Raw genomic sequence first — 13,359 nt, forward strand, 5'->3', positions numbered from 1 at the left:
CGCGCCAAGGTCTCATGTCTTTTCATTTTCGAACCGCGCTGTGCCTCGCGCTGCTGCTGCCCCTGTCGCTCCGCGCGGCCGAGCTGGTCATCCTGGTCGACACCGCCACCGAAATGCCGATGGCGCGTTTTCGCAACTTCCAGCTGATCGAGGGCATGCACAAGGATGTCGGCGAAGCGCTCGCCGGCGCGCTCGGGCGCGAGCCGCGCTTCGTGGCGCTGCCGCGCAAGCGCATCGTCGGCGCCCTCAGCAGCGGCATGGCCGACGTGCTGTGCGGCTACATTCCCGAGTGGCTCGACGGCACCTTTCCCTGGAGCCAGCCGTTCGTGCCGCTGGTCGAAGTGGTCATCACCAGCCGCGCCTTCCCGCGCGCGCGCTTGCTGGCGGACCTGCGCGGCGAGCCGATCGGCACTGTGTTCGGCTATACCTACCCGGATCTCGAGCGCGCGCTCGGCAGCGATTTTGTCCGCGCCGACGGCCCCAGCACGGACCTGAACCTGCGCAAGCTGAGCCTGGGGCGGCTGCACCACATGGTCACCAGCAAGCACCTGATCGATTACCGGATGAAGCTGGCCGATCCGCCGCTGGCGCTGCATCCGCCGCTGGTGGTCAAGCACTACCTGACCGGCTGTGCGCTGTCGCCGAAGGGCGCCGTTTCGCCGGCCCAGATGGAGCGCGCCGTGGCCCAGCTGCAGCGCGACGGCACCATCACCGCCATCATGGCGCGCTACCAGTAATTACTGCTGCAGCGTGACTTTCTCGATGAAGTATTCGGTCTCGCCGAAGCAGGCGCTCGGCACGCCCTTGTGCTGCGAGTACGTCAGGTTGACGCGCTTGCCCATCGCCGCCATCAGCTGCTTGGCGACGAGGTCGTCGCGCACCGAAAACCCGAAGCGCTCGGGGATTGCGCCGGGCATGCTGGTGAGCAGGATTTCGCCTTCCCAGGTCTTGCAGATCCAGCCCTTGCGCGAAAACTTCTGCAGGTAGCCGGCGCGTTCGCCTTCGGCGTACGACACCTGCAGCGTGATCCAGGCGTAGGCGGCGAAGATTGCTACCGCGGCGGCAAGCACCGCCAGCAGGATGAGGGGCAAGCGTTTCGGACGGTTCATGGGCATATTCTCGCGGTGGATGAAGGGCGCGCCCATTCTGCCATGATCGTGGCAATAGTCAAACCATTAAGGACAGGCGCACTCCGCCTCGTCGCCTGCCTCCGCCTCTTCGCGCGCCATCCGCTTGCTGTGGCGCACGGACGACCACAGCGACACGCCGATGAAGGCGACGCCGGACAGGCCGGTGAACCACTCGGCAATGTGATACTCGACGCTGGCGAACATGATCAGCGCCAGGATGCCGATCGCGTAGTGGGCGCCGTGCTCGAGATACACGAATTCGTCGAGCGTGCCGCGGTACACCATATAGACGGTGAGCGAGCGCACGAACATCGCGCCGATGGCCAGCCCCAGCATGATGATGACGACATCGTTGGTAATGGCAAAGGCGCCGATCACGCCGTCGAAGCTGAACGAGGCGTCCAGCACTTCGAGGTACAGAAAGCCGCCGATCGAGCCTTGCGAGACGGCCTTGCCGAGCGCGGCGCCTTCGCCTTCCTTTTGTTCCAGCAGGCCGCTGATCCAGTCGACGCCGATGTACACCAGCACCCCGACGGTGCCGGAAATGATGACCGCCAGCTTGCGCGCCGGTGGCACCATCGTCATGCAGAAGTACACCGCGACCAGGGTCAGCAGCACGGCCAGGCCCTCGGTGCCGTACTGGCCGACCTTGCGTTCGATCCAGCCGAGCCAGTGCAGTTCCTTGTCGTCGCTGAACAGGAAGTTGAGGAACACCAGCAGCAGGAAGGCGCCGCCGAAGGCCGACACTTCGGCGTGGTGTTCGACCAGGTGGCGCGAATATTCGGCCGGCGTGTTGATCGCCATGTTCCACACGTCGACCAGACCGAGGCCCGTGGCGGCGGCCACGATCACCAGCGGGAACACCAGCCGCATGCCGAATACCGCCACCAGGATGCCGACGGTAAGAAACAGCTTGCGCCAAAATTCGTTCCAGTGGCGCAGCACGGTGGCGTTGACCACCGCGTTGTCGAACGACAGCGACACTTCGAGCACGCCGAGCACGCCGGTAATCCACAGCGCCTGCAGCATGGCGCCGGTGCCGCCGCGCGAATACCCCCACCAGCCAGCGAGCGCCATGAGGATGACGGTGACCCCGATCGACAGCCTGAAATGGCGCATGCTTTCCCTTTAATTGGTTGAAATGCCACAGTGATCGTGAGTTTAACGCGACTTGGCCCGGTCGCGGCGCGTTCGCGGTCGCCGCCGTGGCGGGCTTCTGCGATAATTCTCCACGGCATTTTCGATACACAGCGGCATTTAGGATCACACGATGGACATTTCTTACCTTGTCACCCCCTTCATCACCTGGCTGGTGGTCGGCCCGATCAAGTTCCTGATCACCAGCGTGCGCCAGCGCCGGCTCGCCTTCGACCTGGTCGGCAATGGCGGCTTTCCGAGCAACCACAGCGCCGTCGTCACCAGCATGGCGACCCTGATCGCGCTGCGCGAAGGCATCGACCACCCGGCGTTCGGCGTGGCCGTCACGCTCGCCTTCATCGTCATGGTCGACGCCAACAGCCTGCGCCAGCACGTCGGCCGCCAGGCCGCGGCGATCAACCGGCTGGCCGCCGGCGCGGCGCCAAAGCCGCTGCGCGAGCGGATGGGCCACACCTTGGTCGAGATCGGCGGCGGCATCTGCACCGGCATCGCCGTCGGTTTCGCCATCAACGCAGTGGCAGGGGCCCTGTAACAGCGCCGAAGTTGCGCCATTTCATCAGCCGGAAATGCAGTTCGTCGCCTCCCAACGCATTTCATCCCTACAAATCGGCAGGCCGAATCGCGCCGATTGACTGGTCCATACGGCTCAAGGATACTGTGCCGCTGATGATTCGTCGTGCCGCTGTCACGTGTTAAAAAATTAATATTTCCGGAGAATACAATGCTGCGTAAAACCATGCTCGTCCTCGCTATCGCCTCGGCGCTGGTTGCCTGCAGTAAGGCAGCGAAGGACGCCAAGCCAGGCGCCGACGCCAAGGCGGTCCAGTTGCAGATTGCTCCGGAAGACTTGCTGACGGTGCGCAGCAACGCGCTCGCCTCCGGCCCGGTCATCACCGGCTCGGTACAGCCCGAGCGCAAGGCCGACCTGCGCGCCGAGGTGTCGGCCGTGGTGCTGCAAGTGCTGAAGGAAAACGGCGAGCAGGTCAGGCGCGGCGACGTGCTGGTCAAGCTCGACGAAGCGGCGATCCGCGACAGCCTCGGTTCGGCCGAGCAGGCCGCGCGCGCGTCGAGCCAGGCGTTCGAGCAGGCCGAGCGCCAGGTCGAGCGACTCAAGACGCTGCGCGCGTCCGGCATGACGTCGCTGCAGGCGCTTGACGAAGCCGAAACGCGCCGCAACAACGCTCAGAGCGACGTGGCGGCCGCGCGCACCCGCGCCGTGCTGGCCCGCCAGCAGCTGCAGCGCACCCTGGTGCGCGCGCCGTTTGATGGCGTCGTGGCCGACCGCAAGGTATCGGCCGGCGACACCGCCGCCATCGGCAAGGAACTGCTCAAGGTGCTCGATCCGACCAGCATGCGCTTCGAAGGGCGCGTCTCGGCCGATCGCATCAGCGCCGTCAAGGTCGGCCAGCCGGTCAGCTTCCGCATCAATGGCTACACCGGCCAGGAATTTCGCGGCGTCGTCAGGCGCATCGACCCGATCGCCAACGAAGTCACGCGCCAGGTCGAAGTGCTGGTCGGGTTTGCCACCGGCGCCCAGCCGAAGGTGGCCGGCCTGTACGGCGAAGGGCGCATCGAAGCCGACAGCGTCGCCGCGCTGATGCTGCCGGAAGGGGCGCTGATGCGCGCCGGCGACAAGGCCTACGCCTGGCGCATGAAGGACAAGACGCTGTCGAAGGTCGACCTGGTGATCGGCACGCGCGACCCGCGCACCGGCAACTACGAAGTGCGCCAGGGCCTGGCCGCCGGCGACACCGTCATGCGCAACCCGAGTTCGAGCTACAAGGACGGCCAGAAGGTCGAGATGGCGCCGGCCCGTGTGGCCGCGGCGCCCGCCGCCAGCGCCGCCGTGCAGGGGAAATAAGCCATGTTCCTTTCCGACTTTAGCGTCCGCAAGCCGGTCGCGACGATTGTCCTGATCCTCGCCATCATGGCGCTGGGCCTGATGGCCCTGACGAAATTGCGCGTCAACCAGGAGCCGGACGTCGAGGCGCCGATGCTGTTCGTCAGTATTCCGTATCCGGGCGCCTCGCCCGACACTGTCGAACGCGAAATCATCAACCGCATCGAAAAGCCGCTGCTGGCCATTGCCGGCGTCGAGAAGATCGACAGCTTCATGAACGAGGGCAGCGCCGGCGTGCAGATCGAGTTCGCCTTCAAGAAGAACCTGATCGAAGCGTCCGACGAAGTGCGCAACGTCATCAGCAGCGTGCGCTACAAGCTGCCGACCGAAATGCGCGAGCCGATCATCACGCGCTGGGATTCGTCGGCGCAGCCGATCATGAACATGGCGCTGTCGTCGAACAGCCTGACCCATGCCGAACTGTCGCGCCTGGCCGAAGATACGCTGGCCGACCGCTTCCGCGCCATCGATGGCGTGTCCAACGTCAGCGTCGGCGGCGCCCTGCGGCGCGAGCTGTCGGTGCTGCTGCGCGCGGAAAAACTGCGCGAGTACAACGTGTCCGTCGGCGACGTTGTCAACGCGCTGCGCACCCAGAACACCAATGCGCCGGTTGGCAAGGTGCGCGGCGCGCTCGATGAAAAGAGCATCCGCCTGGTCGGGCGCATCGAGTCGCCCGAGGAATTCCAGCAGGTCGTCGTCAAGCGCCGCGGCGAGGAGGTCGTGCGGCTGGCGCAAGTTGCCCAGATCAAGGATGATTTCGCCGAAATCAGCAGCTTCTCGATCCGCAGCGGCAAGCCGAACGTCAGTATCCAGGTGGCGCGCTCGCGCGACGCGTCGACCGTGTCGGTGGCCAAGGACGTGCGCGAACTGGTCAAGAGCCTCGAGAAGGAGATGCCAAAGGGCACCAAGCTCGAAGTGACCCGCGATGGCGGCGACAACGCCCAGAAGAGCCTGAACAACGTCATCGAGTCGCTGGTGCTCGGCGCCGTGCTGACCATTTTCGTCGTGTATGCCTTCCTCAACTCGTGGCGCTCGACCTTGATCACGGCGCTGTCGCTGCCGACCTCGGTGATCGCCGCCTTCATCGCCGTCTGGCTGTGCGGCTTCACATTGAACTTCATGACCTTGCTCGGCCTGTCGCTGGCGATCGGCGTGCTGATCGATGACGCCATCGTGGTGCGCGAAAACATCGTGCGCCACATGCAGATGGGCTCGGACCGCCGCACCGCCGCGCTCGAAGGCACCGCCGAGATCGGCCTGGCGGTGGCCGCCACGACGTTCTCGATCATCGCCGTGTTCATTCCGGTCGCCTTCATGCCGGGCATGCCGGGCGAGTGGTTCCGCCCGTTCGCGCTGACGGTGACGTGCTCGGTGCTGGTCAGCCTGGGCATTTCGTTTACGCTCGACCCGATGCTGTCGGCCTACTGGGGCGACCCGGTCGACCACCACACGGCGCCGAAGACGGGCCTGTCGCGCGTGCTGCAGCGCTTTAACGACTGGTTCGACCACCAGGCCGGCCGTTACGGCAACGTGATTGCCTGGGCGCTGCACCACCGCATCTGGATGGCGATCATCGCCGGCGGCACGCTGGTGGCCGCCATCGTGTTGCAGGTCACCATCGGCGGCTTCGGCTTCATGCCGGCGTCCGATTCGGGCATGCTGATGATCGACGTGCGCACGCCGTCGTCGTCGTCGATCGACTACGGCCGCCTGAAGATGGAGAAGGTCGCCGAGATCGCCCGCACCTTGCCGGAAACGAAGGACACCAACAGCAACATCAGTGCCAGCGGCGGCCGCGTGTATGTCGACATCGACAAGCGCGCCACCCGCAAGCGCAGCGCCAAGGAAGTCGCGGCCGATCTGCGCGAGCGGATCCGCCCGGTGGTCGGCGCCGAATTCGTCGTCATCGACGACCTGAGCGGTGGCGCGCGCAAGCCGGTGCAGATCGACTTCACCGGTCCCGACTCGCGCAAGCTGCTTGAAATTACCAACGCCTACATGGAGAAGCTGCGCCAGGTGCCAGGCGCCGTCGACGTCGGCCTGTCGGAGCAGGATCCGAAAAACGAGTTGCGGATCGAACTCAATCGCGGCCTGGCCAACTCGATGGGCATTTCCGTCAACGACGCCGCGCAGGCGTTGCGGGTGGCGTTTGCCGGCGTCGAGGTAGGCGACTGGGTCGACCCGACCGGCGAGACGCGCGACGTTGCCGTGCGCCTGCATCCGGACGACCGGGTCAGCGCCGAGAACATCGAGCGCCTGCCGATCGCCGTCACCGGCACCACGCAGATGGTCCCGCTCGACCAGATCGCCACTGTGACCATGGGCAAGGGGCCGTCGCGGATCCAGCATACCGACGGCATGCGCACCATTTCGGTGTCGGCCAACGCGCAGGGCCGTTCGACCGGCGAAGTCACCAGCGACGCGATGAAGCTGGCCAAGGCGTTCGACTACCCGCCAGGCTACGGCCTGAAGCTGGGCGGCGCCGGCAAGAACCAGCAGGAGTTGTTTACCGGAATGATCATCGCGCTGCTGTCGGGCATCGGCCTGATGTACCTGATCCTGGTGATGCAGTTCAGCTCGTTCACCGCGCCGCTGGCGGTGATGATGTCGCTGCCGCTGTCGCTGATCGGCGTCGTGGTGGCGCTGTTGATCACCGGTAGCACCATTAATCTGATGAGCCTGATCGGCATCATCATGCTGATGGGCCTGGTGGCGAAGAACGCCATTCTGCTGCTCGACGCGGCGCGCAAGCGCGAGGCCGAAGGCTACGGGCGTGAAGACGCGCTGATGGAAGCGGGCCGCATGCGCTTGCGGCCGATCCTGATGACCACCTTCGCGCTGATCGCCGGCATGTTCCCGGTCGCGCTGGGCCTCGGCGAAGGCGGCGAGTTCTACCGACCGCTGGCGATCGCCATCATTGGCGGGACCATCACGTCGACTATCCTGACCTTGCTGGTCGTGCCGACCTTCTACGACAGCATCGAGATCTCGCGCGACCGCATGGTGGCCAAGTTCAAGCGCCGTGCCGCGCGCATGAACCCGGTGCTCGCTTTCTTCCAGACCTTTGTCGAGGCGATCCTGACGCTGGTGTTCGTGCGCCTGATCTTCCGCAGCATCATGTGGTTGTTCCGCAAGGTGACCGGCCGCGGCCGCCGTCCGCTGGCGGCGCCGGGCGTGACGCCGGTGGTCGCCCTCGACAAGCATTGACTCTAGCGATGCCGGCAGTCACGCCGGCATCGCCCATATGGAAACGCGTGCTTGGAGCATTGCAGCAGACAGGCCCGCTTGACGCGGGCCTTCTTGTCATGCAGCGAGCCCGTTTGCGTCGGCAGTTAGCGCGACGGTGGCGTCGTGCTTGGCGTCGTCCCGCTGCCGGTGCCGCTCGGCGTGGTGGTCGAGTCGCTCGGCGAGGTGCCCGAGGTGCCGGAAGTGCCCGAGGTGCCGGAAGTACCCGAGGTGCCGCCGGTGCCCGAAGTACCGGAGCTGCCGCTGCCGCCGGTGCCGCCGGTGCCCGACGTGCCGCCAGTACCCGACGTGCCGCCAGTACCCGACGTGCCGCCAGTACCTGAAGTGCCGCCGGTCGAGCCGCTGCCGCTGGCGCCGCTGGTGCCGGTGTCGCCGCCGCCGGTGCCGCTGGTGCCGCTGGTGCCGCTGGTGCCCGAACCCGAGCCCGACGTCGTCGCAGGCGTGGTGGCGGAGGTGTCGCCGGCTGCTCCCGGCGCGGTGTCGTTTTTCTTGCAAGCGCCGAGCATTGCAGCGAGCACGGCGGCGGAAAGGATGACTTTTGTTACGTTTGAATAAGCTTTCATTGTTTAACTCCTCGTTCACGTCTATCTTGTGCCGCTGCGGCCTGCGATACGACATGCAGGCGAACAGCAGCGCCAGGTCAGCCCCGCAATGAGCCTGATGTAGGCCCCTTCAGGGACCATCAGGGAACCAACGCAGCGAGACACGCGGCCCCGTTCAGTGCACGAATTCGACTGTAAAAATTAGACTTGGAACACGTCCGCCGGTTCGGCGATTCGCGCGATTGGCGTAAGTAAGGCGGCGTGGTTTGACGCACCTCAAACAAGAGGGCAAAACGGTCAACCGCGGGCAAACGACTCCATCAGCGCCGGGATCTCGTTGGGGATTTCGCGCGCGAGGTAGCCGAGGATGCCGAAGCGCTCGGCCAGCAGTTCGCCGGCGCGGGCATGCAGCGCCACGCCCCAGCACGCCGCCTGGGGCAAGCTGGCGCCGCGCGCGGCCAGCCCGGCAATGATGCCGGCGAGCGTGTCGCCGGAGCCGGAAATGGCCAGCCCGACGTTGCCGCCTTCGTGCTGCCAGCGCGCGCCGTCGGCTGCGATGACGAGGGTGCGCGCACCCTTCAATGCCACCACCGCGTTCCAGCGCCGCGCCGCCTGCGCCGCATGGCGGTCCGGCGCGGCGCTGATGTCTTCCTTGCTCTGGCCCGTCAGGTGCGCCATCTCGCCGGCGTGCGGCGTCAGGATGACCGGCTGCTCGAAGCGGAACGGCGCCTCGCTGTCGCCGTCCTCGTCGGGCGAGAGCAGGATTGCCATCGCGCACGCGTCGAGCACGACGCTGACATCGCTGCCGCATAAGCGCGGCAGCAGCGCGCGCACCAGCGCGGCGGTGGCCGCTTCGTCCTGCATGCCGGGGCCGATCAGGATGGCGTTGACCTTGTCGGCCAGCGGATCGAGCATGCCGACCGCCTCGCCGGTGAAGCCGCCTTGCTCGGTTTCGGCCAGGCCGATCACGCGCGCCTCCGGCAACGCCAGCGCCACCAGCTGCGCAACGCTGGCGCCGGTGGCGATGGTGAGCTTGCCGGCGCCGGCGCGCAGCGCGGCGGTGGCGGCGAGGATCACGGCGCCCGGCATTTCGCGCGAGCCGCCCAGGATCAGCACGTGGCCGCGCTGTTCCTTGTCGCCGTCGGTGGACGGCATCGGCAGCGGCCAGGCGCGCAGTGCTGCCGCGTCGACATTGACGCACGGCGGCGTAGGGGTGGAAGCAGTCTCCATCGGCCCCGGCCGCCTACGCTTTCGGAGCAGCGGGCACATCTTTAGACACCGTGATCGGCGTGCCGGCAGCTTCCAGGGGAGCGACGAAATTGACCAGTTTGAGTTGCAGCTTGCCGCGCTTGCCCAGGCTAGGGTCGAAGCTGTACGACGTTACCGAGCAGTTCGGCACGTCGCCGTTGCGGTCGTATTCGAGGATGGTGGCCTCGTCGAGCCGTTCGAGCAGGTAGCGAAAGCAGTTGACGGTGACCTGGTGGCCGACGATGAGCACGCGTTCGCCGGCGTATTCGCGCGTGATGGTGTCGAGCACGCTGCGCAGGCGCAGGATGACGTCGCACCAGCTCTCGCCGCCGGGCGGGCGGAAATAGAATTTACCGACGTGCTGGCGCTGTTCGTACAGGTCCGGGTAGCGGTGCGAGATGCCGTGCGTGGTCAGGCGGTCGAGGATGCCGAATTCCTTTTCGCGCAGGCGCTCGTCGACCCGCGCCGTCAGCTGGCCGGCGCCGTCGATGCCCTGGCGCACGATGCGCGCCGTTTCCGCTGCGCGCAGGTAGGGCGAGTGCAGCACCACGCTCGGCTGCCGGTCCGGCGCCATCGCTGCGAACCAGTCGCCCAGTGCGTGCGACTGTTGCACTCCCAGTTCGGACAACGGCACGTCGACGTCGCGTTCGGCGATGTCGATCATCAGGCCCTTGGCCGCCTCGGCCGCGTCGCGCGCGACATTGCCGGCGCTTTGGCCGTGCCGCACCAGCCAGATTTCTTGTGGCCACTTCTGTTCCATTATTGCCTGCCCATCCATGTTGACACGGAGTCATCATAAACGGATTCGGCGGGCGCTCAGCGCACGATAGCTGCGCTGCGGGCGGCCTCAGGCGGCCAGCGGTTCGCTGTCGAGTTCGACTTCGCGGTCATTGTCGAACACGGCCATGTCGGTCTGTCCCAGCAGCCGGCTGGTGAGGGTGCCGGCGGTGATCGAGCCGCTCACGTTGAGCGCGGTGCGGCCCATGTCGATCAGCGGTTCGATCGAGATCAACAGGCCCGCCAGCGCCACCGGCAGGTTCATCGACGACAGCACGATCAGTGCGGCGAAGGTGGCGCCGCCGCCGACGCCGGCCACGCCGACCGAGCCGACCGTGATGATCGCCACCAGCGGCACGATGAAGGCGGCGGTGAACGGGTCGATGCCGACGGTCGGCGCGATCATCACCGCCAGCATCGCAGGGTAGATGCCGGCGCAGCCGTTCTGGCCGATGGTCGAGCCGAACGAGGCGGCGAAATTGGCGATGCCTTCCGGCGTGCCGAGGCGCGCCGTCTGGGTCTGCACGCTCATCGGGATGGCGCCGGCGCTGGTGCGCGACGTGAATGCGAATGCCAGCACCGGGAAGATCTTCTGCACGTAGCGCAGCGGATTGAGGCCGGCGGCGGCGATGATCGCCAGGTGCACGCAGAACATCAATGCCAGCGCGCTGTACGAGGCGCCGACAAAGCTGATCAGCTTCATGATGTCGGCCACGCTGGAACTGGCCACTACCTGCGCCATCAGCGCGAACACGCCGAACGGGGTCAGGCGCAGCACCAGCGTCACCATCCGCATCACGATCACGTGGGCAACCTTGACGAAGTGGTTGAACGAGGCGAACACGTCAGGTTTCTTGACGGCGATGCCGGTGGCGGCGATGCCGATAAAAATCGAAAACAGCACCACGGCGATGGTCGACGTCTTGCGCGCGCCGGTCATGTCGAGGAACGGGTTGGCCGGGATGAAGCTGAGGATCATGCTCGGCAGCGAAATTGCCTGCGCATCGGGCAGCTTGCCCTCCAAATACGCCGCGCGCGCCACTTCCGCCGTGCTCGACGTCAGGCCGACCGCGGTCAGGCCGAACAGCTTGGCCATCAGGATGCCGATCAGCGCCGCCAGCATGGTGGTGACGATCAGCGTGCCGATGGTGAGCGCGCTGATTTTGCCGAGCGAGGAAGCGTCCTTCAGCTTGACGATGGCCGAAATGATCGACACCATGATGAGCGGTATGATGATCATCTGCAGCAGCTTGACATAGCCCGAGCCGACGATGTCGAGGTAGGCATTGGTTTCCGTCACCACCGGCGAGGCGGCGCCGTACAGCACCTGCAGCGCCACGCCGAGCAGCACGCCGAGGCCCATGCCGGCAAATACCCGCCTGGTGAACGACACGTGCGTGGCCTGCATGCGGTAGAGCGCAAAGCAGATGGCGAGCGCGACGGACAGATTCAGGATGACTGGAACGTTCATGGTTTTCCTCGGAGTGGGCGGGCAGGGCGTGGTCATAACGCCAAGCAACGAATCGATGCATTCTAACTATATTTGGGATCGAGCGCGCCGCGCCGCAATTTAGCGACTTGGCATACCCCCCGCATAAGTTACCGTCGTCCTCGCGAACGCGGCGACCCCATGCCGATGGTCAGCCATCGGTGCCTCACTTCCCCAGCACCAACTGCCAATACCCCACATCGGTCCACTTGCCGAACTTGAACCCCACTTCAGTGAAATGGGCCACCTTCACGAACCCCATCTTCTCGTGCAACGCCACGCTGGCCGCATTCGGCAGCGCGATGGCGCCGATCGCCAGGTGGTAGCCGCCGGTGCGCAAGCGGTCCAGCACGACACGGTACAGTGCGCTGCCGACTCGCTGGCCGGCGCGCTCGTGGTCGAGATACACCGAGCTTTCCACCGAAAAACGGTAGGCATGCCGCACGCGCGACTTGGTCGCGTAAGCGTAGCCGGCGATAGCGCCATCGATTTCAGCGACCAGCCACGGCAAGCCGGCGGCCTGGACATCGGCGATGCGGCCAGCCATGTCGATGGCCGACACCTCGGTTTCCTCGAAACTGATGGAGGTGGTCAAGACATAATGGTTGTAGATGGACGCGATCGCTTCGGCATCATCCGCGCGGGCATCGCGCATGTTCATTTAGGTTTCCTCCTGAACATATTCTACCCTCGGATGTCTCGCAGTATTGGAGAAGCCACTCCCTGCGGTAGGCAAAAAAAGTCGTTCCCGCGCAGGCGGGAACCGCTACCACCTCAAAACAGTGAAGGTCTCACTGATCACAGATGGCATGGATTCCCGCCTGCGCGGGAAGTCGGGTTCGCTAATGGCGGGCACGACGAGCTAACAATGGTCAGCGCGCGTCAGGCCTGTTCGAACGCCGGCTGGCGCGCCGGCGCCTTGCTCTGAAAGCCAGGGTGCGTCAGGAACAGGTCCGCCACCCACTCGACGAACACGCGCACCTTGGCCGACAGGTGGCGGTTCTGCGGATACACCACGTTCACCGGCAGCGGCGCCGAGTGCCAGTCTTCCAGCAGCAGTTCCAGCTGGCCCGAGCGCAGGTAGGTGTCGATCGTATAGCTTGGCATCTGCATCATGCCAAGGCCCGCCAGGCCGGCGCTGATGTACGCGGTCGAATCGTTGACCGCCAGGCAGGATGGCGGGGCGATCTGGATCTGTTCGTCGCCGCGCGCGAAATCCCACTCGTGGATCTTGCCCGTCTTTGAGGAGAAGTAATTGACGCAGCGGTGCCGCACCAGGTCGTTCGGATGCAGCGGGCGGCCGTACTTGGCCAGGTAGGCGGGCGAGGCGCAGGTGATGAAGTGCAGCACGCCGATGCGGCGCGCGATAAGGCTCGAATCGGGCAGGGCGCCGCCGCGGATCGCGCAGTCGACGCCTTCCTCGATCAGGTCGACCGGGCGGTCGCCGCAGCCGAGTTCCAGCGCGATGTCCGGATACAGCTCGAAAAAGCCCGGCAGCGCGGGGATGATGATGTCGTTGGCCACGCCGGTGGCGACGTCGACCCGCAGCCGTCCGCTCGGGCTGGCCCGGTTGCGCGACAGCGATTCTTCGGCTTCGCGCACGTCCGACAGGATCCGCAGGCAGCGTTCGTAATAGGCGGCGCCGTCGGAGGTCACGGTGACTTGCCGCGTGGTGCGGTGCAGCAGCTTGACCGACAGCGACAGTTCCAGCGACTGCACCAGCGTCGACACGGACGCTTTCGGCAGTTGCATGTTCTCCGCCGCGCGGGTGAAGCCGCCCGCGTCGACGACTTGCACGAACACTTCCATGGCCAGCAGTTTATTCATATTTCCCTCCATTGTTCAGAAATATGAACAATCAATTCGCTA

12 protein-coding genes are annotated in these 13,359 nt (G+C 65.6%); 5 read left to right on the top strand and 7 right to left on the bottom strand.

Annotation, left to right across the window (positions count from 1 at the left end; genetic code table 11):
- Positions 1 to 14 precede the first annotated feature (14 nt).
- Positions 15 to 737 (top strand): substrate-binding periplasmic protein, encoded by a 723-nt coding sequence (locus tag ACP7DD_RS07730; protein WP_426174140.1) that lies wholly within the window; start codon positions 15 to 17, stop codon positions 735 to 737.
- On the opposite strand, the gene ACP7DD_RS07735 is transcribed toward ACP7DD_RS07730, so the two are convergent.
- Both ACP7DD_RS07735 and ACP7DD_RS07740 read right to left on the bottom strand, forming a co-directional pair.
- Positions 738 to 1,109 (bottom strand): hypothetical protein, encoded by a 372-nt coding sequence (locus tag ACP7DD_RS07735; RefSeq protein WP_426174141.1) that lies wholly within the window; start codon positions 1,107 to 1,109, stop codon positions 738 to 740.
- Between the two features lie 66 nt (positions 1,110 to 1,175).
- Positions 1,176 to 2,249, bottom strand: coding sequence for a DUF475 domain-containing protein (locus ACP7DD_RS07740; RefSeq protein WP_426174142.1), 1,074 nt, complete (start codon positions 2,247 to 2,249; stop codon positions 1,176 to 1,178).
- 151 nt (positions 2,250 to 2,400) lie between these two features.
- Between ACP7DD_RS07740 and ACP7DD_RS07745 the strand changes: the two genes are divergently transcribed.
- The 4 genes from ACP7DD_RS07745 (at position 2,401) to ACP7DD_RS07760 (ending at position 7,989) form a co-directional block, all read left to right on the top strand.
- On the top strand, positions 2,401 to 2,820 hold the full coding sequence (locus ACP7DD_RS07745; protein ID WP_426174143.1) for a divergent PAP2 family protein: 420 nt from the start codon (positions 2,401 to 2,403) through the stop codon (positions 2,818 to 2,820).
- Positions 2,821 to 3,009: 189 nt separating this feature from the next.
- Positions 3,010 to 4,149 (top strand): efflux RND transporter periplasmic adaptor subunit, encoded by a 1,140-nt coding sequence (locus tag ACP7DD_RS07750; RefSeq protein WP_426174144.1) that lies wholly within the window; start codon positions 3,010 to 3,012, stop codon positions 4,147 to 4,149.
- A 3-nt stretch (positions 4,150 to 4,152) separates the two neighbouring features.
- Positions 4,153 to 7,395 carry an efflux RND transporter permease subunit gene (locus ACP7DD_RS07755; protein ID WP_426174145.1) on the top strand — a complete coding sequence of 1,081 codons (3,243 nt, stop codon included), beginning with the start codon at positions 4,153 to 4,155 and terminating at the stop codon, positions 7,393 to 7,395.
- A gap of 144 nt (positions 7,396 to 7,539) precedes the next feature.
- The gene (locus tag ACP7DD_RS07760; protein WP_426174146.1) at positions 7,540 to 7,989 is read left to right on the top strand and encodes a hypothetical protein; all 450 of its coding nucleotides are present in this window, start codon (positions 7,540 to 7,542) and stop codon (positions 7,987 to 7,989) included.
- A 284-nt stretch (positions 7,990 to 8,273) separates the two neighbouring features.
- Here the strand turns inward: ACP7DD_RS07760 and ACP7DD_RS07765 are convergent, their stop codons facing one another.
- From ACP7DD_RS07765 to ACP7DD_RS07785, 5 genes are all read right to left on the bottom strand, one after another.
- Entirely contained in the window at positions 8,274 to 9,206 is a 933-nt protein-coding gene (locus ACP7DD_RS07765) for an NAD(P)H-hydrate dehydratase (protein ID WP_426174147.1), read from the bottom strand.
- Between the two features lie 13 nt (positions 9,207 to 9,219).
- On the bottom strand, positions 9,220 to 9,984 hold the full coding sequence (locus ACP7DD_RS07770; RefSeq protein WP_426174149.1) for a histidine phosphatase family protein: 765 nt from the start codon (positions 9,982 to 9,984) through the stop codon (positions 9,220 to 9,222).
- 87 nt (positions 9,985 to 10,071) lie between these two features.
- A complete protein-coding gene (locus ACP7DD_RS07775; protein ID WP_426174150.1) occupies positions 10,072 to 11,472 on the bottom strand; it encodes an L-cystine transporter in 1,401 nt (466 codons plus the stop codon).
- Positions 11,473 to 11,656: 184 nt separating this feature from the next.
- Positions 11,657 to 12,151 (bottom strand): arsinothricin resistance N-acetyltransferase ArsN1 family B, encoded by a 495-nt coding sequence (locus ACP7DD_RS07780; RefSeq protein WP_426174151.1) that lies wholly within the window; start codon positions 12,149 to 12,151, stop codon positions 11,657 to 11,659.
- 221 nt (positions 12,152 to 12,372) lie between these two features.
- The gene (locus ACP7DD_RS07785; RefSeq protein ID WP_426174152.1) at positions 12,373 to 13,317 is read right to left on the bottom strand and encodes a LysR family transcriptional regulator; all 945 of its coding nucleotides are present in this window, start codon (positions 13,315 to 13,317) and stop codon (positions 12,373 to 12,375) included.
- Positions 13,318 to 13,359: the final 42 nt, after the last annotated feature.

This window comes from Massilia sp. TWR1-2-2, from assembly GCF_049897565.1.
Taxonomy (GTDB): Bacteria; Pseudomonadota; Gammaproteobacteria; order Burkholderiales; family Burkholderiaceae_D; genus JAFCUW01.

Excerpts from the sequence above, each read along its gene's own strand:
- ACP7DD_RS07755 (WP_426174145.1), top strand. The coding sequence starts at position 4,153 with ATGTTCCTTTCCGACTTTAGCGTCCGCAAGCCGGTCGCGACGATTGTC.
- ACP7DD_RS07780 (WP_426174151.1), bottom strand. The coding sequence starts at position 12,151 with ATGAACATGCGCGATGCCCGCGCGGATGATGCCGAAGCGATCGCGTCC.
- ACP7DD_RS07735 (WP_426174141.1), bottom strand. The coding sequence starts at position 1,109 with ATGAACCGTCCGAAACGCTTGCCCCTCATCCTGCTGGCGGTGCTTGCC.
- ACP7DD_RS07745 (WP_426174143.1), top strand. The coding sequence starts at position 2,401 with ATGGACATTTCTTACCTTGTCACCCCCTTCATCACCTGGCTGGTGGTC.
- ACP7DD_RS07730 (WP_426174140.1), top strand. The coding sequence starts at position 15 with ATGTCTTTTCATTTTCGAACCGCGCTGTGCCTCGCGCTGCTGCTGCCC.
- ACP7DD_RS07770 (WP_426174149.1), bottom strand. The coding sequence starts at position 9,984 with ATGGAACAGAAGTGGCCACAAGAAATCTGGCTGGTGCGGCACGGCCAA.
- ACP7DD_RS07775 (WP_426174150.1), bottom strand. The coding sequence starts at position 11,472 with ATGAACGTTCCAGTCATCCTGAATCTGTCCGTCGCGCTCGCCATCTGC.
- ACP7DD_RS07785 (WP_426174152.1), bottom strand. The coding sequence starts at position 13,317 with ATGAATAAACTGCTGGCCATGGAAGTGTTCGTGCAAGTCGTCGACGCG.
- ACP7DD_RS07740 (WP_426174142.1), bottom strand. The coding sequence starts at position 2,249 with ATGCGCCATTTCAGGCTGTCGATCGGGGTCACCGTCATCCTCATGGCG.
- ACP7DD_RS07765 (WP_426174147.1), bottom strand. The coding sequence starts at position 9,206 with ATGGAGACTGCTTCCACCCCTACGCCGCCGTGCGTCAATGTCGACGCG.
- ACP7DD_RS07750 (WP_426174144.1), top strand. The coding sequence starts at position 3,010 with ATGCTGCGTAAAACCATGCTCGTCCTCGCTATCGCCTCGGCGCTGGTT.